18 protein-coding genes are annotated in these 20,276 nt (G+C 64.3%); 4 read left to right on the forward strand and 14 right to left on the reverse strand.

Annotated elements, in window-relative coordinates; genetic code table 11:
- Positions 1–3 precede the first annotated feature (3 nt).
- From FJ950_RS26270 to FJ950_RS26335, 13 genes are all read right to left on the reverse strand, one after another.
- Complete coding sequence (locus FJ950_RS26270; RefSeq protein ID WP_181171442.1) at positions 4–996, reverse strand: branched-chain amino acid ABC transporter permease; 993 nt, start codon at positions 994–996, stop codon at positions 4–6.
- 1 nt (position 997) lies between these two features.
- Entirely contained in the window at positions 998–1,885 is an 888-nt protein-coding gene (locus FJ950_RS26275) for a branched-chain amino acid ABC transporter permease (RefSeq protein WP_140619728.1), read from the reverse strand.
- Positions 1,886–1,892: 7 nt separating this feature from the next.
- A complete protein-coding gene (locus tag FJ950_RS26280; protein ID WP_015314622.1) occupies positions 1,893–2,603 on the reverse strand; it encodes an ABC transporter ATP-binding protein in 711 nt (236 codons plus the stop codon).
- A complete protein-coding gene (locus tag FJ950_RS26285) occupies positions 2,596–3,390 on the reverse strand; it encodes an ABC transporter ATP-binding protein (RefSeq protein WP_181171444.1) in 795 nt (264 codons plus the stop codon). The genes FJ950_RS26280 and FJ950_RS26285 overlap by 8 nt, the downstream gene beginning before the upstream one ends.
- Positions 3,387–4,595, reverse strand: coding sequence for an ABC transporter substrate-binding protein (locus FJ950_RS26290; RefSeq protein ID WP_140619730.1), 1,209 nt, complete (start codon positions 4,593–4,595; stop codon positions 3,387–3,389). The genes FJ950_RS26285 and FJ950_RS26290 overlap by 4 nt, the downstream gene beginning before the upstream one ends.
- 201 nt (positions 4,596–4,796) lie before the next feature.
- Positions 4,797–6,560 (reverse strand): ABC transporter ATP-binding protein, encoded by a 1,764-nt coding sequence (locus FJ950_RS26295; RefSeq protein ID WP_140619732.1) that lies wholly within the window; start codon positions 6,558–6,560, stop codon positions 4,797–4,799.
- 208 nt (positions 6,561–6,768) lie between these two features.
- On the reverse strand, positions 6,769–7,713 hold the full coding sequence (locus FJ950_RS26305; RefSeq protein WP_140619735.1) for an acetamidase/formamidase family protein: 945 nt from the start codon (positions 7,711–7,713) through the stop codon (positions 6,769–6,771).
- Positions 7,703–9,346: an ABC transporter substrate-binding protein gene (locus FJ950_RS26310; protein WP_015314627.1), complete on the reverse strand. Its 1,644-nt coding sequence runs from the start codon at positions 9,344–9,346 to the stop codon at positions 7,703–7,705. Before FJ950_RS26310 ends, FJ950_RS26305 begins: the two co-directional genes overlap by 11 nt.
- Positions 9,347–9,379: 33 nt before the next feature.
- Positions 9,380–10,300: an ABC transporter permease gene (locus tag FJ950_RS26315; RefSeq protein ID WP_015314628.1), complete on the reverse strand. Its 921-nt coding sequence runs from the start codon at positions 10,298–10,300 to the stop codon at positions 9,380–9,382.
- A complete protein-coding gene (locus tag FJ950_RS26320; protein ID WP_140619737.1) occupies positions 10,297–11,202 on the reverse strand; it encodes an ABC transporter permease in 906 nt (301 codons plus the stop codon). The genes FJ950_RS26315 and FJ950_RS26320 overlap by 4 nt, the downstream gene beginning before the upstream one ends.
- Positions 11,180–11,827, reverse strand: a complete 648-nt coding sequence (locus FJ950_RS26325; RefSeq protein ID WP_140619738.1) for an ANTAR domain-containing protein — start codon at positions 11,825–11,827, stop codon at positions 11,180–11,182. Before FJ950_RS26325 ends, FJ950_RS26320 begins: the two co-directional genes overlap by 23 nt.
- On the reverse strand, positions 11,824–12,918 hold the full coding sequence (locus FJ950_RS26330) for a transporter substrate-binding protein (protein WP_015314631.1): 1,095 nt from the start codon (positions 12,916–12,918) through the stop codon (positions 11,824–11,826). Before FJ950_RS26330 ends, FJ950_RS26325 begins: the two co-directional genes overlap by 4 nt.
- 196 nt (positions 12,919–13,114) lie before the next feature.
- Positions 13,115–13,597 (reverse strand): hypothetical protein, encoded by a 483-nt coding sequence (locus FJ950_RS26335; protein ID WP_140619740.1) that lies wholly within the window; start codon positions 13,595–13,597, stop codon positions 13,115–13,117.
- Positions 13,598–14,062: 465 nt separating this feature from the next.
- Between FJ950_RS26335 and FJ950_RS26340 the strand changes: the two genes are divergently transcribed.
- The 4 genes from FJ950_RS26340 to FJ950_RS26355 all read left to right on the forward strand — a co-directional run bounded on the left by FJ950_RS26340 (position 14,063) and on the right by FJ950_RS26355 (position 19,070).
- Positions 14,063–14,917 carry a MetQ/NlpA family lipoprotein gene (locus tag FJ950_RS26340; RefSeq protein WP_140619742.1) on the forward strand — a complete coding sequence of 285 codons (855 nt, stop codon included), beginning with the start codon at positions 14,063–14,065 and terminating at the stop codon, positions 14,915–14,917.
- Positions 14,918–14,999: 82 nt separating this feature from the next.
- Entirely contained in the window at positions 15,000–16,082 is a 1,083-nt protein-coding gene (locus FJ950_RS26345; RefSeq protein WP_140619744.1) for a methionine ABC transporter ATP-binding protein, read from the forward strand.
- Complete coding sequence (locus FJ950_RS26350; RefSeq protein WP_140619746.1) at positions 16,063–16,719, forward strand: methionine ABC transporter permease; 657 nt, start codon at positions 16,063–16,065, stop codon at positions 16,717–16,719. Before FJ950_RS26345 ends, FJ950_RS26350 begins: the two co-directional genes overlap by 20 nt.
- 446 nt (positions 16,720–17,165) lie before the next feature.
- Positions 17,166–19,070, forward strand: coding sequence for a BTAD domain-containing putative transcriptional regulator (locus tag FJ950_RS26355; protein WP_140619748.1), 1,905 nt, complete (start codon positions 17,166–17,168; stop codon positions 19,068–19,070).
- A 28-nt stretch (positions 19,071–19,098) separates the two neighbouring features.
- On the opposite strand, the gene FJ950_RS26360 is transcribed toward FJ950_RS26355, so the two are convergent.
- Entirely contained in the window at positions 19,099–20,229 is a 1,131-nt protein-coding gene (locus FJ950_RS26360) for an aminomethyltransferase family protein (protein WP_140619750.1), read from the reverse strand.
- Between the last annotated feature and the right edge of the window lie 47 nt (positions 20,230–20,276).

Consider the following 20,276-nt stretch of genomic DNA (forward strand, 5'->3'; position numbering starts at 1 on the left):
AAGTCACCCCTTCCCCGCCCGCCCCAGCACCCGCGCATAAACCTCCCCGACGATCCCGCGCCGAAACACCAGCACGCAGACCATGAAGATCAGCCCGGTGGCGATGGTCACGGGGAAACCTGACGTGGCGAGCGTGTTTTCCAGGCCGACGACGAGGCTGGCGCCGATGATGGGGCCGACCATGGTGCCGATGCCGCCGAGCAGGGTCATCAGGATGACCTCGCCCGACATCTGCCAGGTGACGTCGGTGAGGGTGGCGAACTGGAAGACGATCGCCTTCAGCGAACCGGCGAGCCCGGCCAGCGCCGCCGACATAACGAAGGCGGCGAGCTTGTAGCCGGCTACGGAATAGCCCAGCGAAATGGCGCGGTTCTCGTTTTCGCGGATCGAGCGCAGGATCATGCCGAAGGGCGAATTGACGATGCGCCAGATGGCGAAGATGCCGAGAAGGACCACGACAAGCACGAAATAATAGATGTTCATCGGGGCGTTGAGGTCGAGGACACCGAACAGGACGCCCCGCGGCACGCCCTGGATGCCGTCCTCGCCTTGCGTGAACGGCGCCTGCACGCAAAAGAAGAAGAACATCTGCGACAGCGCCAGCGTGATCATGGCGAAATAGATGCCTTGCCGGCGAATGGCGAAGAAACCCATGACGAGGCCGAGCAGTGCGGCGCCCGCCATGCCGAGCAGGATGCCGGCTTCCGGCGGCCAGCCCCAGACCTTGACGGCGTGCGCGGTGAAATAGGCGGCGCCGCCGAAGAAGGTGGCGTGGCCGAAAGACAACAGGCCGGTGTAGCCGAGCAGGAGATTGAAGGCGCAAGCAAACAGCGCGAAGCACAGCATCTTCATCAGGAAGATCGGGTAGACGAAGAACGGGGCCGCCAGCAGCGCCGCTATGCCGAGCCCGACCAGCACCCATTCGAGCCTTGGCGAGGGTTTGGCCGATGCCTCGCGCAGCGAAAGCCCGGCCATGTCGGATGTCTCCTCCGCCATCTCAGGCGTCCTTTCCGAACAGGCCGGCCGGCCGGACCAAAAGCACGATCGCCATGATGACGAAGACCACCAGGTTGGAGGCCTCGGGGTAAAAAACCTTGGTCAGGCCCTCGGCGAGGCCAAGCATGTAGCCGGTGACGATGGCGCCGAGGATCGAGCCCATGCCGCCGACCACGACGACCGCGAAGACGACGATGATGAGATCCGATCCCATCAGCGGGCTGACCTGGTAGATCGGCGCGGCCAGGATGCCGGCGAGCCCGGCCAGCGCCGAGCCGAGGCCGTAGGTGAGGGTCAAAAGCAACGGCACGTTGACGCCGAAGGCCTGGACGAGGCGGGGATTCTCGGTCGCGGCGCGCAGATAGGAACCGAGCCTGGTCTTCTCGATCAGCGCCCAGGTGCCGAAGCAGACGATCAGCGAGGCGACCACGACCCAGCCGCGATAAATGGGCAGGAACATGAAGCCGAGATTGGTGCCGCCGGCCAGCAGCGGCGGCACGGCGTAGGGGTTTCCCGACACGCCGTAATAGTAGCGGAAGATGCCTTCGAGCACGAGCGCGAGGCCGAAAGTGAAGAGCAGGCCGTAGAGCGGATCGGTGTCGTAGAGCCGCGACAGCGCCAGGCGCTCGACCACGACGCCGAAGATGCCGACAATCAGCGGCGCCAGGACCAGCGCCGGCCAATAGCCGATGCCGAGATGGGTGAGCAGGAGATAGCCAATGAAGGCGCCCAGCATATACTGGGCGCCATGGGCGAAGTTGATGACGCGCAGCAGGCCGAAAATCACGGCCAGACCAAGGCTCAGCATGGCGTAGAAGGAGCCGTTGATCAGCCCGACCAGCAATTGGCCGAGCAATGCCTGGACGGGGATGCCGAAGATCATCGTCATGGCGCCATCATACACCCAGGATTTCGTGGAGCAGCGTCATGCGGTCCGCCAGTTCGCCGGTGGGAAACCCGGCCACGACCTTGCCGTGCTCCATCAGGTAGAAACGGTCGGCGACACGGCTGGCGAAGCGGAAATTCTGCTCGACCAGCAGGATGGTCATGCCGCGCTGCTTCAGCGTCGCCAGCAGCTCGCCGATGCGCTGGACGATGACAGGCGCGAGGCCCTCGGTCGGTTCGTCCAAGAGCAGCATCTTGACGCCGGTCCGCAGCATGCGCGCGATCGCCAGCATCTGCTGTTCGCCGCCCGACAGCCGCGTGCCGGGACTGTTGCGCCGCTCCTTCAGATTGGGGAACAGATCGAAGATTTCCTCGACGCTCATGCCGCCCGGGGCGACGACCGGCGGCAGCACCAGGTTCTCGTCGACGGTCAGCGTCGAGAAGATGCCGCGTTCCTCCGGCACGAAGCCGATGCCCTGGTGCGCGGTGCGGTGCAGCGGTAGCCGCATCAGGTCGGCGCCGTCGAAAACGACCTTGCCGGTGCGCCGGCGGATCAGGCCCATGATGGCGCGCAGCGTCGTCGTCTTGCCGACGCCGTTGCGGCCGAGCAATGTGACCGTCTCGCCGGCAAACACTTCGAGGTCGACGCCGTGCAGCGCATGGCCCTCGCCATACCAGGCATTGAGGCCGCGGACCGCGAGCAGGGGCGAAGCGCTAGTCATCGGCGGTGCCCATATAGGCCACCTTGACGCGCTCGTCGCGGCTGACGGTGGCGTAGTCGCCGGCCGCGAGCACCTCGCCGCGCTGCATCACCGTTATCCAGTCGCAGAGATCGGCCACCACGGTCAGATTGTGCTCGACCATCAGAACCGCGCGGTCGCTCGCCACCGAGCGGATGAGGGCGGAAACCGTGGCCACGTCCTCATGGCCCATGCCGGCCATCGGCTCGTCGAGCAGCAGCACTTTGGGATCCAGCGCCAGCGTCGTGGCGATCTCCAGCACGCGTTTCCTGCCATAGGAAAGATCGCCGGCCAGCCTGTTCGTGGCATCGTCGAGGCCGACGGACCGCAGCAGTTCCATGGCACGCGGCGTCAGCCGGTCGAGCGCCGCCAGCGAGCGCCAGAACTGGATGCCGAGCCCAGCCGACCGCTGCAGCGCGATGCGTACATTGTCGAGCACGCTGAGGTGCGGAAAGATCGCCGATATCTGGAACGAGCGCACCAGCCCCATGCGCGCCACTTTGGCCGGCGAGGTGCGGGTGATGTCGTGGCCGAGCAGTTCGATCCTGCCGCTGGTCGGCGCCAGGAATTTGGTCAGCAGGTTGAAAACGGTCGTCTTGCCGGCGCCGTTGGGGCCGATCAGCGCATGGATGTTGCCATGGCGGACATGGAGATCGACATTCCTGACGGCGACGAAGCCGGCAAAGTCACGCCGCAGGCCCCGGGCGGAAAGCACCACCCGCGGCTCTTCCGCGTTCAGATCAGGCGGCACCGTGGCCGCGCCGGTCACTGGGCGGCCGTCGCGCAGCCGCTGTCCTTCTCGCTCAGGAACGCCTCCTTGCCGGGGATGGTGGCGAGGTATTTGTAATAGTCCCAATCCTTGCTGCTCTCGCTGGGCGCCTTGACCTGATAGAGATACATGTCGTGGACCATGTTGCCATCGGCCTGGACCTTGCCGCCGGTGATGACGGCGTCGTCCACCGGCAGCGAATGGAGTTGCTTGGCGACCGCTTCGGTCTCGTCCGTGCCGGCCTTGTCGATCGCCTTCAAATACTGCGTCACCGCCGAATAGGTCGCGGCCTGGATCATGTTCGGCATGCGGTTGGTACGCTTGAAGAAGCGCTGCCCGAATTCGCGGCTCTTGTCGTCGCGGTCCCAATAATAGCCCTCGGTCAGCACGACGCCCTGCGCCGCCTGCAGCCCGAGCCCATGCACCTCGGCCAGCGTGAACAGGAGCGCCGCCAGGCGCTGGCCGCCCTGGACGATGCCGAATTCGGCCGCCTGTTTGATGGAATTGGAGGTGTCGAGGCCGGCATTGGCCAGCCCGATGACCTTGGCGCCCGAAGATTGCGCCTGCAGCAGGAAGGACGAATAGTCGGTCGCGCCGAGGGGATAACGCACCTCGCCCAGCACCTTGCCGCCATGGCTCTCGACGAACTTGGCGGTCTGCTCCTTCAGCGAATAGCCGAACGCATAGTCGACGGTGACGAAGAACCAGCTGTCGCCGCCCTGCTGCACCAGCGAGCCGCCGGTGCCCACCGCCTGCGAGTGGGTGTCATAGGCCCAGTGGAAGCCGTAGGGCGAGCACTGCTTGCCGGTGAGGTCGGTGGTCGCCGCACCGGTGACGATGTCGATCTTCTTCTTTTCCTTGGAAATCCCCTGCACGGCGAGCGCGACCGAAGAGGTCGTCAGCTCCATGATGGCGTCGACCTGCTCGGTGTCATACCACTGGCGGGCGATGTTGGAGGCGATATCGGGCTTGTTCTGGTGGTCAGCGCTGATGATCTCGACCGGCGCTCCCTGCACCTTGCCGCCGAAATCCTCGACCGCCATCCTGGCCGCCTCGACCGACCATTTGCCGCCGAAATCGGCGTAGACGCCGGATTGATCGTTGAGGATGCCGATCTTGACCTTGCCATCGGAAATCTCGGCGGCCGAGGCGGGGATAGTGGTGGCCGCGAGAAGCGCGGCGGAAACGACATAGCGTAGCTTCATGAGTTTACTTCCTCCCAATGTGGATGAATCCGCCCGCCCCCTACGATCGTCATCCGCAAGCACTATGCAACATTAGGAAAATGAGGCGGAAGGGCAAGGGGCGGCCCCGGATTTCATGACGGCGAGACGGCCCATGGCGTGCGACACGACTATGTGAAGCTCGACCTGCCGCAGACCGAGCTTGTCTGGGCCCGGATGGCCTCAGCCCTCGGCGGCGACGAGATGGCCGTTGCCGACGTCGCTGAGCGCCAGTTTCAGCGGCGCCTCGCCGATGCGGCGGGTGGCGCTGGGGATTTCCTGGTCGAGGCGGGCGAAACGGCTTCGGCGACGCGCCGGATCCGGCACCGGCACGGCTTCGATCAGGCGCCTGGTGTAGGGATGGCGGGGGTTGGAAAAAACCTGGTCGCGTGTGCCCATCTCGACGATCTGGCCCAGATACATGACGGCGACACGGTCGGAGATATTCTCGACCACCGCCATGTCGTGCGAGATGAAGAGATAGGCGACGCCGAATTCGCGCTGCAATTCCTTCAGGAGGTCGAGCACGCGCGCCTGCACCGAGACGTCCAGCGCCGAGACGCTCTCGTCGGCGATGATCAGCTTTGGCCTGAGCGCCAGCGCACGCGCGATGCAGACGCGCTGGCGCTGGCCGCCGGAAAATTCGTGCGGGTAAAGCTCCATCTGGTCCGATGACAGGCCGACGCGATCGAACAGCGCGGCGACGCGCTCGCGGCGCTGTTCCTTCGAGGCGATGCCGTGGATCAGCAGCGGCTCGGCGACAAGGTCGCCGACGCGCATGCGCGGGTCGAGCGAGGCGTAGGGGTCCTGGAAGATCATCTGCACGTCGCGGCGCACCGCCTTGCGCTCGTCCCGGCCGAGGCCGGACAAATTGCGGCCGCCGACGACGATGTCGCCGCTATACGGCACCAGCCCGGCCAGCGCCTTGGCGGTGGTCGACTTGCCGCAGCCGGATTCACCGACCAGCGCCAGCGTTTCGTTGGGCGCGATCGAAAAGCTGACGCCCTCGACGGCGTGAACGCGGCGGGTGACCCGGCCGAAGACGCCGCCGCGCAAGTCGAAGCGGACGTGGAGATCGGTGACCTCGGCGACCTTCGCCGGCGTTGCGGCTTCGGCTTCCCTAGATTTCTGACGGCCGGCGCCGCTGCCGATGCGCGGCACTGCGGCCAGCAGCTCGCGCGTGTATTCGGCTTGCGGGTGGGCGAAAATGTCCGACGTCTTGCCTTCCTCGACCATGCGTCCATGCCGCATGACGATGACGCGATCGGCCATTTCGGCGACAACGCCCATGTCGTGGGTGATCAGGATGACGCTGGTGCCGTGCTTCTGCTGCAGGTCGCGCAGCAGTTCCAGCACCTCGCCCTGCACGGTGACGTCGAGCGCGGTGGTCGGCTCGTCGGCGATCAGCACGTCCGGTTCCAGCGCTAGCGCCATGGCGATCATCACCCGCTGGCGCATGCCGCCGGAGAGCTCGTGCGGAAATTGCCTTAGCCGGCTTTCGGCCTCCGAAATGCGCACCGCCTTCAACGCCTCGATGGCGCGCTGGCGGGCCTCGTCCCGCGACAGGCTGGTGTGCGCCTCGATGGATTCGGTCAATTGCCGGCCGATCGACAGCACCGGGTTGAGCGAGGTCATCGGTTCCTGGAAGATCATGGCGATGCGGTCGCCGCGAACCCGCCGCATCCGGCGTTCGTCGAGGGCGGTCAGCTCGGTGGCGCCAAGGTGGATGGTGCCGGCCGAGATACGCGCGGCGGGCTGCGGCAGGAGCTGCATGATCGCAAGCGCGGTCATCGATTTGCCGGAGCCGGATTCGCCGGCGATGCAGAGCGTCTCGCCACGCTTGAGTGTCAGCGACAGGTCGGAGACGACCTCGCGGGAGCCCTCCTCGCCGCGCACGGAGACGCAGAGGTTGGCGATGGTGAGGATGGTTTCGGGAGTTGAGGTCATTGGGGAGGCAGCCCGGAAAGGGATTTACTCCGGCACACCCCCCTCTGCCCTGCCGGGCATCTCCCCCGCAAGGGGGGAGATTGGCAGTTCCCACGCCCCGCCTCTCTTCCAACGGTGACGATTGGCGAAAGCCCAAGCGCGATCCGATCTCCCCCCTTGCGGGGGAGATGGCCGGCAGGCCAGAGGGGGGTGCCTAGACGCTGACCTGTCATTCAAACACGCAGCGCGGGAAGTAGAACGACACCACCCAGTTGGGCATGTCGACGATCTCGCTGATGCGCAGGTCGCCGCAGACCGAGGCCAGCATGTAGGCTTCGACCGGGTCGATCTGGTAGCGGCCGGCGAGCAGGTCGACCATCTGCGCCACGGCCTCCTTCGCGCCCGCCATCAGGTCCGGCCCGATGCCGGTCGTCACCTCGTAGCCCTTGGCGTCGAGATGGCGTGTCACCGGACCCGGCGTGGTGAAGCGCGGCGTTTTCAGCCGCGCATCTTTCACCAGGTCGAGTTTCAGCACGACGTTCATCGGGCTTTCGATCGCCGTGCCGCAGACCTCGCCGTCGCCTTGCGCGGCATGCGTGTCGCCAACCGAGAACAGCGCGCCCGCCACCTCCACCGGCAAATAGAGCGTGGTGCCGGCGGCGAGATCGCGGATGTCGAGATTGCCGCCGACGCAGCGCGGCGGCACCACCGAGTGGTGGCCCATTTCGGCCGGCGCGTTGCCGATGGTGCCGGCGAATGGCTTTAGCGGCACGCGGGCGTTTTTGCCGAACAACGCCGGCTCGAGCGAGGCGGCATCGTATTTCCAGATGTTGAGCGCCGGCTCCTGGAAATCGTCGGCGAGCAGGCCGAAACCGGGAATGTTCGCCGTCCAGCCGAAGCCGGACGGTTTGAACATCTCGATCGTCACCTTCAGCGCGTCACCCGGCTCGGCGCCCTCGACGAAGATCGGCCCGGTGACCGGGTTGATCTGGCCAAAGTCGAGCTTGGCGATGTCGGCGACGGTGCTGCCGGGCTGCAACTGGCCGCCCGAGGAATCCAGGCACTGGAACTCGATGGTCGAGCCGGGCGCCAGCCGCTCAGCCGGGACAAACGAATTGTCCCAGCCGAAATGGTGATGGCGCCCGTGGATGGTGTAGTCGCAGTTATTGCACATCTTTTACGTACACATTGTCATAGTTGATCGGGATATGGACCGGGTCGACATAGAGGTTGTCGGCGCCGCCCATGCGGGCCGACTTCATGGTGAAGCGCTGTTCGTTGAAGACCGGCGCCCAGGGGGCGTCCTCCATCACCTTGTCGTAGATGGCGCTCCACATCTTGTCGCGCTCGGCGGCCTTGGCCGGGTCGACCACCGAATCGGCCTCGGCCGCCTTGGCGTCGAGATCCTTGTTGCAATACCACGACCAGTTCCAGCCGCCCGGTACCGCACCGGCGCAGCCGAGGATCGGGCCGTAGAAGTTGGACGGATCCGGGAAGTCGGCGATCCAGGCCATGCCGCCCGACCAGATCATCGGCGCGCCGGCCTTGTCGCCGCCGGCGGCGATGACGTTGGCCTGGGCCAGCGACTGGATGCTGGCCTTGATGCCGATCGCCGCCAGGTCCTGCTGGATCGCCTGGGCGATGCGCGGGTTGGGGTCGGTGTTCATGGCGAACAATTGCGTGTCGAAGCCATCGGGATGACCGGCCTCGGCCAGCAGCGCCTTGGCCTTGGCAACGTCATAGGGGTAGCCCTTGTACGCCTTGTCGTAGCCGGGCATCGACGGCGGCAGCGGCTGGTTGGCCGGCACGGCGCGGCCGTTGATGATCTGAATGATGCGCGCCTTGTTGAGCGCCATGTTGACAGCCTGTCGCACCTTCACATTGTCGAACGGCGCCATGGTGGTGTTCATGGTGACATAGCCGGTGTGCAGCTGGCCTCCTTCGACGACACGCGCCTTCTGCTCGGGATCGGCCATCACCTCCTGGAATTTGGCCGGCGGAATGCCGTCGCCGGGCACGTCGATCTCGCCCTTCTGCAGGCGCAGCAGCGCCACGATCGGCTCCTGGCCGATCTCGAAGGTGATCTTGTCGAGATGCGGCAGGCCCTTGTGCCAATAGTCCGCGTTGCGTTCGAACACGATGCGCTGGCCAAGGGTCCATTCCGCCAGCTTGAAGGCGCCGGTCCCGACCGGATGCTTGCCGAAATCGGCGCCGTATTTCTCGACCTCTTCCTTCGGCACGACATGGGAAAAGTTGATGGCCATGACATGCAGGAAGGTGGCGTCCGGGCGGGTCAGCTCGAACTTGACAGTGTAGGGGTCGACGACGGTGACGCCGGAAAGCGTCTCGGCCTTGCCGGCGGCGACATCGTCATAGCCCTTGATCGAGCCGAAGAAGCCGGCGCCGGGGCTCTGCGTCTTCGGATTGGTGACGCGGTCGAGCGAATATTTCACGTCTTCGGCGGTCATCTCGCGGCCATTGTGGAACTTCACGCCATGGCGCAGCTTGAAGGTGAAGGTCTTGCCGTCGGGCGAAATCTCGTAGCTTTCGGCGAGGTCGGGCTTGAGGTTGGTGGTGCCGGGCTCGTAGTCCATCAAGCCGTCGAACAGGCTCTTGATCATCGACCAGTTCTGCCAGTCATAGCCGATGGCCGGGTCGAGGGTCGCGACGTCGTCCTTGTAGGTGATGGTGATGGCGCCGCCCTGCTTGGCGTTCGGGTCGACGGTGTCCTCGGCGCGGGCGCTTGTCATGCCGAGCATCAGCGCCAGCGCCGATGCCGCGACGGTCGATGCGAGAAACTTCTTCATTGTCCTGTTCCCTTTCTCTGTTTGTTTTCTGGTTCATCTGAGCTTGATGCGGGGATCTATGAAGGGCGCGATGATGTCGGCCAGGAGATTGCCGAGCACGATGGCGAAGGCCGAGACCAGCGTGACGCCCATGATGATCGGGATGTCGACGCGCTGAATGGCTTGCCAGGCGAGCTGGCCGATGCCGGGCCAGCCAAACACGCTTTCGACCACGACGATGCCGCCCATGAAGATGCCGATGTCGATGCCGATCATGGCGACGACCGGCAGGATGGCGTTGGGCAGCGCATGGCGGAAAATGATGGCGCCCCGAGCCAGGCCCTTGGCACGCGCGGTGCGGACGTAGTCCTGGCGCAGCACGTCGATCATCGACGAGCGCATCATGCGCGCGTACCAGCCGGCGCCGAGGATGCCCATGGTGAGCGACGGCAGCACGAGATGGCGCCATGTGCCATAGCCGCCGATCGGGAACCAGCTCAATCTGACCGCGAAGACATAGAGCAGCAGCAGGCCGACGACGAATTGCGGCGCCGAGACGCCGATGAAGGAGGCGACCATCAGGGTCTGGTCGGTGGCGGTGCCGCGCTTGACGGCGGCGATCAGGCCCATCGAGAGGCCGATCAGCAGCTCGCACAGGATGGCCCCGACCATCAGAAGCAGGCTCGCCGGCAGCCGCGAGACGATGAGTTCGGTCACCTCCGAGCGCTGGATGTAGGAGCGGCCGAGATCGCCGCTGACGAGCTTCGTCAGATAGTGCCAGTACTGGACGACGAAGGGCTGGTCGAGGCCGAGCTGCTGGCGGATGTTCTCGACCGTCTGCGGCGTGGCGCTGCGGCCGGCGATCTGGCGCACCGGATCGGCGGGCAGGAGATAGAGCAGCGCGAAGGTGATCAGCGAGACGCCGAGCAGGATGAGCAGCGACTGGATCAGCCGGCGGCCGAGATAGGCGATCATGCCCGGCCCCTTTGCGTCGGATCGAGAATGTCGCGCAGCGCGTCGCCGATCAGGTTGAAGGCCAGCGCCAGGGCCAGGATCGCGGCGCCGGGGAAGAACACCAGCCAGGGTGCCGCCTGGAAATAGGTCTGGTTCTCGAAGATGATATTGCCCCATGACGCCGTCGGCGGCTGCACGCCGATGCCGAGGAAGGAGAGCGTGGCCTCGAGCAGCACCGTGGTCGAGATGCCGAGCGTGCCCCAGACGATGATGGTCGGCAGGAGATGCGGCAGGATGTGGCGAAACAGGATGCGCGGCGCGCCGGCCCCGATGGTGCGTTCGGCATCGATGAACTCGCGTTCGGCGAGTGACGAGGTCTCGGTGTAGACGACGCGGGCGGTCTGCACCCAGTTGACCAGCGCGATGACCATGGCGACGATCCACAGGCTCGGCTGGAACACCGCCGCCAGGCAGATGGCGAGCAGCAGCGCCGGAAACGCCATCATCAAATCGGTGAAGCGCATCAGCGCGCCGCCGATCCAGCCGCGGAAATAGCCGGCGGTGACGCCGACCAGCGTGCCGATCAAAAGCGCGACGCCGTTGGCGACGATGCCGATGATCAGCGAGGTGCGCGCGCCGTAGAGGATGCGGGTCAACAGGTCACGCCCGAGCAGGTCGGTGCCCAGCCAAAATTTCGCGCTCGGCGGCAGAGGCGAGCCCTCGATGGTGAGACCGTCGAACATCTGTTCGTTGGGATCGTAGCCGGTCAGCCATGGCGCCAGGATCGCACCGGCAACGACAATGGCGACGATAACCAGGCCGAGCAGCGCCAGGCGGCGCTTGACCAGCCGGCGCCAGACACCGGCGCGCGGTCTGGCCGGCATGCGCCCTGCCATGAGATCAGGCGCGATGGGGCTGGTCATCGCCGCTCTCATCTCCGATGTGGTCTTCCCCGGTCCTGGCTTCCCCGGTCTTGGCTTCCTCCATCATCGCCACGATCCGGCGCGCGGCGTCCTCGACGCTGATCTGCCAGCTCATTGCCAGCGAGCGCAGCTGTGCATAGGCGCGGTCGTCGTCGCCGCCTTTCGACAAAGCCGAGACAGCCCGCACGACGGTCTGGCGTTCGGCGACCCGCTGGCGCAATGCGGCAATTTCGCCGGCTAAATGTTTTCTCGCCTCGAAACTCTGGCGCGCGATCAGCAGCGCGCTGTAGACGCCGGCATTGCCGACCGGCTTCAGGAGCTGGGCGTCGGCCTTGTGCGACAGCGCCCATTCGATGCGGCCCGGCGCCTCGGAGCCGATCAGCGCCACCAGCGGCATCGGCGCCTCGCCCGGCTTCCAGGGGAATTGCTCGTCGAAGCCGAGATCGGCGTCGAAGAAGACGAAGTCGGCGGCCAGCGCCTCCGGTGCCAGTTCCGGCCAGCAACCCACGGTGACAAGGCCGATGGCCGACAACTGCCTGGTGATCGCTTGCGTCGTCGGGTGCGGGCGATGCAGGACAAAGGCCCTGGCGCCGCCGAGATTGGGGATGCGCGGGGTTCTGGTCACGACACCACCCGCAAGCGCGGCCGGCCGAATGTCTTTGCGGGGTCATAGCGCGACAGGTACGGGTCCGGCGCGACCTCGTGCTGCCGGCTGACGACTTCGAAATAGCCGTCCGCGATCCGGCCGATGATGACAGGCAGCGTGGCGTGCTGGGAATGGGCGTCGATGGCGATCGGGCCGAGCCGCGTGGAGAAGCGCCGCTCGGCGAAGGCCTTGGAAAATTCCGCCGGGCCGGCGTCGGGATCGCGCGACAGCACGTCGGCCATTACCTGCACCGAGGCATAGGCGGAGGCTTCGAAGGACGACGCGAAGGCGGCCGGCCGCGGCGCGAAATACGGTCCGACCGACAGATGACCCTTGCCCGTTTCGCCGATCGCCGGCAGTTCGCCCTCGGTCAGGTTGCAGGAGATCACCGGGCAAGATTCAGGACTGAAAGCCGCATCCTCGCCCGCCAGATCACGATAGGCCGCCAGGAAGGCATAGGACGAGGTGCCGATCAGGTTGTTGAGGATGAAGTTCGGTCGCGTCGCGCGTATCTCGGCGATCAGCCGCGACACGTCGGTCTCGCCGATGCGCAGATAGCGCTCGCCCAGCACCTTGCCGCCGGCATCGGCGATGAGGTCGCGCGCAACACGGTTCATCTCCCAGCCCCAGATGTAGTTCGACCCGAGCAGGAAACCGTTGGCGCCGAAGCGCGGCACGACATGAGCCATAAGCGGCACCAGATGCTGGTTGGGACAAGCGTGCATGTAGACGACATGCTCGTTGGCCTCGAAGCCCTCATAGGGGCAGGCGTACCAGAGCATGCCGCCCGCCTTCTCCAGCACAGGGATTGTCTCCTTGCGGCTCCAGGAGGTGACGCAGCCGACGACATGGCGTGCACTGCTGGTCCTGAAGATGTCTTCGCACAGCGTCGCGTAACGGTCGGCATTGCTTTGCGGGTCGCGCTCGACCGGCACCAGTTCGATGCCTGAGCTCCTGTCGGCGTTGATGTCGGCGATGGCGCGCATGGCGCCCATCCGGCACGCGTCGGAGACGAGCTGATAGCTTCCCGAGCGGGAATAGAGGATGCCGATCTCGATGCGCCGTTTCAAACCGATCCCCAAAATGACAATGCCCCGCAGCCAGCGCCGCAAGGGCGAGGCATACGAGGCATATTTGCCGCCCGGCGATCAGAGCCGGTATTTTGCCCTAGCGTATTCGGTCCGGCGGGTCAGTCAAGCCCTCAACGCCATCCGCGTCAAACACCGAGTGTCCGGCCATCGCTGGTTCCCGCGAAATCCGCTGCCGCTATCTGGCCGCCGGCCTGTGTTGGCGGGCATAGGCCACGCAGGCATCCACGGTGCTGACACAAAGCGCGTCGCGCTTGTTCGGCAGGTTGTTGTCGCCGGCGTAGGCAACTTCGGCGACACGGCCGCCGACCATGCGAACCTGCGTGTCGCAGTAACCGCCGGGAGCGACATTGACGGAACCGCCGACCGTCGGGATCGCCCCCACGGCCAAGGCAGGAACGACGACGCTGAGATTGCCGCGCTGGACGACGCGCTTATAGGCCCAGATCTGCCCGAACTGGCCGACATCCGCGGTGGCGGTCGGAAATCCCGCGCACATTCGAACATCGGCTTCGCTGAGGCCGACCATCTCCTTGCGTGCCGCAGCCGCCGTTGGATCGACCTTGGCGATGCGCGACGTGTCGTCGGGAACGACGCAGGAGGACTGGATGACGACGAGGAGGCCAGAAAGGGCAAGCTTTCGAATGCAGGAAAATGTCATACCGGTTATTGAGATCGCGTGGCGCCCGGCCGCCCTCTCTACCTAGGCAAGCCAGCGGTCGGATCAACCCGCACAGCTTCACGAAAAAGTGGCTGAGCAAGCCGCAAAGCTTTTTGACTTCGCCGTGGATGAACCCGGCAGCCAACGAGGGCCGTCCATCATTTTCGGGCGATGTCCTCGAAGCTCAAATCGACCGTATGAGATGTTTGCGCAGCCCGCCGGCAGAGGCGGGCTCGTTGAAAACTTGACTGCCTTCCCGACATCTCCGGATGGCGGCGCGGCGCCGTCATGGTCGACCCGGCGGCGTCCTGTGCTCACATCCCTGAGTTTTTTGAGAGAATATTCCCGGCTTTGCCGAGAACGGCGAAACACGTTCTTTGATAAAATCAGTAGAATTTCTGACGATGTGAACAAGCCTCGGCAATCCGCCTTGCTGCCATGACTTCACAATCGCAGAGATCAATCATGTCCGATCCCAACAACACTTTGCCCTCTTCCCCACGGTCACCCCTCACCCGCCGCAGCGGCCTCGCTCTGCTGTTCGCGTCGGCCGTCGCGATCGGCAGCCTGATGGCGCCGCATGCGTCCTTGGCCGAGGACAAGAAGGCGATCAAGGTCGGCATCATCAGCGGCGAGGACGAGGATGTCTGGCGTGTCGTCGTCGCGCAAGCAGCCGAAAAGGGCCTCAGCATCGAGACCGTGGTGTTCAACGACTACACCCAGCCCAACGAGGCGCTGGAGCGCGGCGAGCTCGACGCCAACGCCTTTCAGCACCAGCCCTATCTCGACAACCAGATCAAGACGCAGGGCTACCACATCGTGCGTGTCGGCTATACCGGCGTGTGGCCGATCGGCCTCTACTCCAAGAAGTACACCAAGGTTGCCGATCTGCCGGAGGGCGCGGTGATCGGCGTGCCGAACGACCCGTCCAACGAAGGCCGGGCGCTGCGCGTGCTGCAGAATGAGGGCGTGATCAAGCTCAGGGATGGCACCGGCATTCTCGCCACCACCGCCGACATCGCCGAAAATGCGAAAAAGGTCGAGATCAAGGAGTTGGATGCCGGCATCGTCGGCCGCTCGGTCGAGGATCTCGACGCCGCCGTGGTCAACACCGACTGGGCGCTGAAGAGCGGCCTGACGCCGGAGAACCGCATCGCTCAGGAGCCGATCGCGGACAATCCGTACCGCAACTTCATCGCGGTCAAGGTCGGCAATGAAGACGAGGCCTGGGTGAAGACGCTGGTCGCGTCCTACCAGAACGAGGCTGTGAAGGCCGAGTTCGACAAGGTCTACAAGGGCACCGGCCTCAGCGCCTATTGAGTTATGCGGGCACCGACGTGCCTTTGACAGCTTAAGCGGTCCGCGCGATGCGCGGGCCGCGATCGCGTTTCGGGACCTGCCCATGAACCAGCATTTTATCGCAACCACCGAGGCCGCGGATCAGGCCGCCACGCAGGACGTGGTGCGCCTTGTCGACCTGAAGCGCCGCTTCGGCCAGACGGCGGCGCTCGACGGCATTTCCTTGACGGTGCGCAAGGGCGAGGTTCTCGGCATCATCGGCCGCAGCGGTGCAGGCAAGTCCACCCTGATCCGCTGCCTGAACGGACTGGAGCGGCCTGACACCGGCGAGGTGTTCATCGAAGGTCGCGAGATCAGCCGACTTGGCGAGCGCGAGTTGCAGCCGCTGCGACGGCGCATCGGCATGATCTTCCAGCATTTCAACCTGCTGTCGGCCAAGACCGTCCAGGACAATGTGACGTTGCCGCTCAAGATCGAGGGCCGGCCGAAGGCGGAGCGGCTGAAGCGGGCGGCGGAGCTGCTCGATCTCGTCGGCCTGTCGGAGAAGGCAAAAGCCTATCCGGCTTCGCTGTCCGGCGGCCAGAAACAGCGCGTCGGCATTGCCCGAGCGCTTGCCGCGCGGCCAGCACTGCTTCTGTCGGACGAGGCGACCTCGGCACTCGACCCGGAGACGACGCGCTCCATTCTCGCCCTGCTGAAGGATATCAACCGCCAGCTTGGCCTGACCATCCTTTTGATCACCCACGAGATGGAGGTGATCCGCTCGATCGCCGACCGCGTGGCGGTGATCGACGCCGGGCGCATCGTCGAGGAAGGGCCGGTCTGGTCGGTATTTGCCGATCCGCAATCGGACATTACAAGACGCCTGCTCGGGACCATCCGGCCGCAACTTCCGCCGGAGCTGGCGGCGCGGCTGCTGCCGGGAGCCGGCACCGAAACGGTCTTGCGCGTCGACGTGGCGGGCGAGGCGGCGCGCGAGCCGCTGCTGTCCGACCTTGCGGCCGCCGTGCCCGGTCCCTTCCGCCTCGTCCATGGCGGCATCGACCACATCCAGCAGCAGCCGGTCGGAACGCTGTTCATTTCCGTTCCCGGCAGCGATGCGAACCATCTCGCAGAAATCATCACATTCCTGAAATCCCGCCAGGCGCGGGTGGAGGTGCTTGGCCATGTCGCCGGTCCTGTTTGAGCTTCTGTTGCGATCGATCTGGGAGACGGTGCTGATGACGGCCGCCTCCGGCCTGATCTCGCTGGTGTTCGGCCTGCCGCTCGGGCTGGCCCTGATTGCCACCGAACGCGGCGGCATCGCCGAAAACCCTTGGGTGAACCGCGTGCTCGGCGCCGTGATCAACGGCTTCCGCTCGGTGCCGTTCATCATCCTTCTGGTGGCGCTGATCCCGGTGACGCGGCTGATCGTCGGCACCTCGATCGGCACATGGGCGGCCATCGTGCCGCTGTCGATCGCCGCCACGCCCTACTATGCGCGGATCGCCGAAGTGTCATTGCGCGAAGTCGACCACGGACTGATCGAGGCGGCGCGCGCCATGGGCGGCAATCGCTGGACCATCATCCGCGAAGTGCTGGTGCCCGAGGCGCTCCCCGGCATCGTTGCCGGCTTCACCGTGACGCTGGTGACGCTGGTCGGCGCCTCGGCGATGGCAGGAGCCATCGGTGCCGGCGGCCTCGGCGACCTTGCCATCCGTTACGGCTACCAGCGCTTCGAGACGTCGGTGATGATCGCCGTGGTGATCGTGCTGACCATCCTGGTCTGCGGCGTCCAGTGGGTCGGTGACCGGCTGGTGGCGCGGCTGGATCGAAGAGGTTGATGACTGCCGACGATCTGGGCGACGTTGGCTCCCATACTGGCCTGTAGCGGTGCCTCTGAACCACAAGAGATCGCCGATCGTGGCTTGGACGAGGTCTGCGTCACGGCGTTGGACGAGGAAGTTCAGTATTTGCCCACGTCGTCGCCAGGTTGACCTCCGGGACTATTCGTACCGAGACCAACAGCCGCCCCATAGGCCTTCCAGGTCGCAGAGGCATATGCCTCTGCTATGCTGTACAAGAAACGGCCAAGGTGGGCTTTGCGCCGCTTCGGCATCTCGTTCGTGAGCGTTTCGGCTGCCTTTCCCAAGACCTCTGTATCAATGGACATTGGAGTTTCCTCTCAGATGTTGTTAGCTGCGAGAGGCAACATCGGATGCGAGGCGTGAGACGCCTGTGAAAAGCTCGTGAATACCGCGAAAAAAGCAGAAATTCAGAGTATATCGCGATGAGCCTGGTGCGGCTCGATCTGCTTGGTGGTTTTCACCTGACATCGCCGCAGGGAAAACCCTTGGAGATGCCCGCCAAGAAGAATAGAGCACTTCTGGGCATTCTCTCGGTAGCGCCGAACCAGGAGGCGACACGTCACAAGCTGGCTGCTCTTCTGTGGAGCGATCGAGGTGAGGAGCAGGCGAGAAACAGCCTGCGGCAGGCCCTGGCTGCTATTCGCAAAGACTTTGCCGGGTCGGGAGCAGATGCCTTGGTCCTGGTCGGGGATCGCATCGCGCTCAACCCGAAATTGTTCGCCGTCGACGTCACTGAATTCGTCGCTGCGTCCGCGAGCCGTGACGTGGCCGAGCTTCGGCGGGCTACCACCCTCTATGCCGGCCCTTTTCTTGACGGGTTGAGCACGTCAGACAACACTTTCGAGGATTGGCTGCGCGAAGTCCGCGCCGACCTGTCCTTACGCGCAATCGATGTGTTCCAAGCCTTGGCTGAATCGGTGAGCGGTACCGAGCGCATTGCTATTTCCGAAAGGCTGGTTGCTCTTGATCCGCTGCGGGAGCCGTCTCATGTCGTGTTGATGCGGGCGCATATCGCCTTGGGCGAGGCCGCGCTCGCTATAAAGCGGTATGAGACGTGCAGGCTGTTGCTGAAGCGCGAACTGAACGTGGAGCCTGGTGACGAGCTTCGGCAATTGCGCAGGAGCATGGACGATACGTCCACACAGCAAACCCGTGGCGCATCAGGCCACGTGCCAGTCGTTGCGGTTCTTGCATTCGAGAACATGAGCAGCGACGCCAGCCAGGAATACTTCAGCGACGGCGTCACCGAGGATATCATCACCGAACTGGGACGATTCGGCGAACTTCATCTCATAGCGCGAAACTCCTCCTTTGTGTTCAAGGGAAAGATCGTCGACGCCGTCACCATCGCGAAGCAGTTGTCCGTCGACTATTTGCTTCGGGGTAGCATTCGCCGTGCCGGCGACCGAGTCCGAATCTCATCGCAACTCATAGAGGCCAGATCCGGCAATCAAATCTGGGCCGATCGATTCGATCGGGAGCTGACGGACATTTTCGAGCTCCAGGAAGAGATCGCCAGAAGTGTCGCTATCACTGTCGTCGGCACAATCCGAACTTCGGGTGTGGAGAAGATACGGCGCCTTCCGATCACCCAGCTCGATGCCTACGATCTGTATCTCCAGGCTCGCGTCCTGATGGTTCGCTATGACACAACCCTGGAAGCAGAGCCCTATCTTGCCAAGGCGATTGAGCTCGACCCGAATGTCGCTACCATCCATGCGATGATGGCGACTGTACTCACAAGCAAATGGCTGCTTGAGGGAGACGGAAACACGCTCAAGATCGCTCTTGCCCACGGTCACCGTGCTCTAAAACTCGAGCCGAAACAGGCATGGAGCCATACAGCGGTGGGTCACACGCTCATCTTCATGGGACATTTGGAAGAGGCGTTGCTGCATCTCGAGCAGGGTGTGAACCTTAATCCGAACGAAACCCGCGCGAGAGCAATACGGGGCTTGTGCTGGAGCTACCTCGGTCGACATGAGGAAGCTTTGTCCGATCTGGACGTCTGTATCGCCCGTGATCCCCTGAACTACGACTGGTTCTGGGACCTACGCGGACAAGTTCTTCTGGTTCTCGGGCGGTATCCGGAGGCGATAGCCTCCTACAGGAATCTCCATTCCTATGCATTTTGGGCCTATGCGTTTCTAGCGGTCTGTCATTGGAGAATGGGCGACGGGCATCTCGCTGCTCAGGCAGCTAGGCAGTGTCTGGCAGCAAGGCCCGGTGCGACTGTAAACACCATTTTAATCGATCCGTATCGCGACCCCAAAATCCTGGAGGATCTTCGGAGAGACCTGCTTGCTGTCGGCATACCCGATGGATGAATACCGGCCCTCAAAGCAACAAGCCGCGCTAGCCCCTCAGCCTCGCCCCTTCCGGGTCGAAGAACGGCATCGGCACCACCACCGCGCGGGTCGGTTTGCCGTCGATAGCGATGCTGAGCTTTGTTCCAACGCCCGTGAACGGCAACCGCAAATGCGCTGTCGCCAGCACCTTGCCCAAGGAATAGCCGTGGTCGCTGTAGGTGACCACGCCGGCGTCCTCACCGTCGGCCATCACCCGTGCATCCGTCGCGGCCGGCTTGTCGCCGTCGAGGACCAGCCCGGTCCAGCGCTCGTCGAGGCCCTTGTCGCGCACCTTGAGCAGCGCGTCCCGGCCGATGAAATCGCTCTTATCGAACTTGATCCAGCGGTCGAGGCCGACATGGAACGGCGTGCGCGTCTCGTCCATGTCGATGCCGTGCGCGGGATAGGCCTTTTCCAGGCCGAGCGTGAACATGGCCAGCACGCCATAGGGTTTCAAGCCGAAAGCTTGGCCAGTGCGCATCAGCGCGTCCCAAACCGAGGTCGCCTCGTCGGCCGGCACGAACAGCTCGAAGCCGAGTTCGCCGGTCACGCCTGTACGGGAGATCAGGACCCGCGTTCCGTTGATATGGCCTGATGTGAAGGCCCAGCGCTTCAATCCGTCGAGATCAGCGTCCGAAATCATCGCCTTCAAGAGATCGCGCGAGCGTGGGCCCTGGATGGTCGGGAAGGCGACGGCGGCCGTGATGTCGGTGACATAGGCCCTGCGCCCTTGCGCATGATGCTGGAGCCAGGGCAGCATCTTGAGGCGGTTGACCGAACCGGTGACCAGCATGAAATGCTCCGCGCCCAGCCGGAACACGGTGAGGTCGTCCATGATGCCGCCGTCCTCCCGACAGACGGTGGAATAGCGTACTTGGCCCGGCTTCATCGCCGCGGCGTCATTGACAATGACATGGTTGACCAGCGCCTCGGCGTCGGCACCCTTGATGTCCATCTTGCCCATGGTGCTGAGGTCCTGCACGCCGGCATTTTTACGCGTATTCAAATGTTCGTCGGCGATGCCGGAGTAATATTTGGCCGAGATGAAATCGCCGCCGACCCGACCCATGGCCGCACCCAGCCCGACGATGCTGCTGTAGAAAGGGGAGCGCCGCTCAGCCACGAAAATCTCCATCATTCATAAAAAATCGGCAGCGCCGGGTGGCGCCGCCGAGCTCGATTGGT

This window comes from Mesorhizobium sp. B2-3-14 (genome assembly GCF_006442175.1).
Taxonomy (GTDB): Bacteria; Pseudomonadota; Alphaproteobacteria; order Rhizobiales; family Rhizobiaceae; genus Mesorhizobium; species Mesorhizobium australicum.

Bases quoted from the DNA above. Each gene is read 5' to 3' on its own strand.
- FJ950_RS26275 (WP_140619728.1), bottom strand. From the start codon at position 1,885: ATGACGATGATCTTCGGCATCCCCGTCCAGGCATTGCTCGGCCAATTG.
- FJ950_RS26305 (WP_140619735.1), bottom strand. From the start codon at position 7,713: ATGTGCAATAACTGCGACTACACCATCCACGGGCGCCATCACCATTTC.
- FJ950_RS26340 (WP_140619742.1), top strand. From the start codon at position 14,063: ATGTCCGATCCCAACAACACTTTGCCCTCTTCCCCACGGTCACCCCTC.
- FJ950_RS26295 (WP_140619732.1), bottom strand. From the start codon at position 6,560: ATGACCTCAACTCCCGAAACCATCCTCACCATCGCCAACCTCTGCGTC.
- FJ950_RS26315 (WP_015314628.1), bottom strand. From the start codon at position 10,300: ATGATCGCCTATCTCGGCCGCCGGCTGATCCAGTCGCTGCTCATCCTG.
- FJ950_RS26320 (WP_140619737.1), bottom strand. From the start codon at position 11,202: ATGACCAGCCCCATCGCGCCTGATCTCATGGCAGGGCGCATGCCGGCC.
- FJ950_RS26350 (WP_140619746.1), top strand. From the start codon at position 16,063: ATGTCGCCGGTCCTGTTTGAGCTTCTGTTGCGATCGATCTGGGAGACG.
- FJ950_RS26345 (WP_140619744.1), top strand. From the start codon at position 15,000: ATGAACCAGCATTTTATCGCAACCACCGAGGCCGCGGATCAGGCCGCC.
- FJ950_RS26270 (WP_181171442.1), bottom strand. From the start codon at position 996: ATGGCGGAGGAGACATCCGACATGGCCGGGCTTTCGCTGCGCGAGGCA.
- FJ950_RS26360 (WP_140619750.1), bottom strand. From the start codon at position 20,229: ATGATGGAGATTTTCGTGGCTGAGCGGCGCTCCCCTTTCTACAGCAGC.
- FJ950_RS26290 (WP_140619730.1), bottom strand. From the start codon at position 4,595: ATGAAGCTACGCTATGTCGTTTCCGCCGCGCTTCTCGCGGCCACCACT.
- FJ950_RS26280 (WP_015314622.1), bottom strand. From the start codon at position 2,603: ATGACTAGCGCTTCGCCCCTGCTCGCGGTCCGCGGCCTCAATGCCTGG.
- FJ950_RS26310 (WP_015314627.1), bottom strand. From the start codon at position 9,346: ATGAAGAAGTTTCTCGCATCGACCGTCGCGGCATCGGCGCTGGCGCTG.
- FJ950_RS26355 (WP_140619748.1), top strand. From the start codon at position 17,166: ATGAGCCTGGTGCGGCTCGATCTGCTTGGTGGTTTTCACCTGACATCG.
- FJ950_RS26335 (WP_140619740.1), bottom strand. From the start codon at position 13,597: ATGACATTTTCCTGCATTCGAAAGCTTGCCCTTTCTGGCCTCCTCGTC.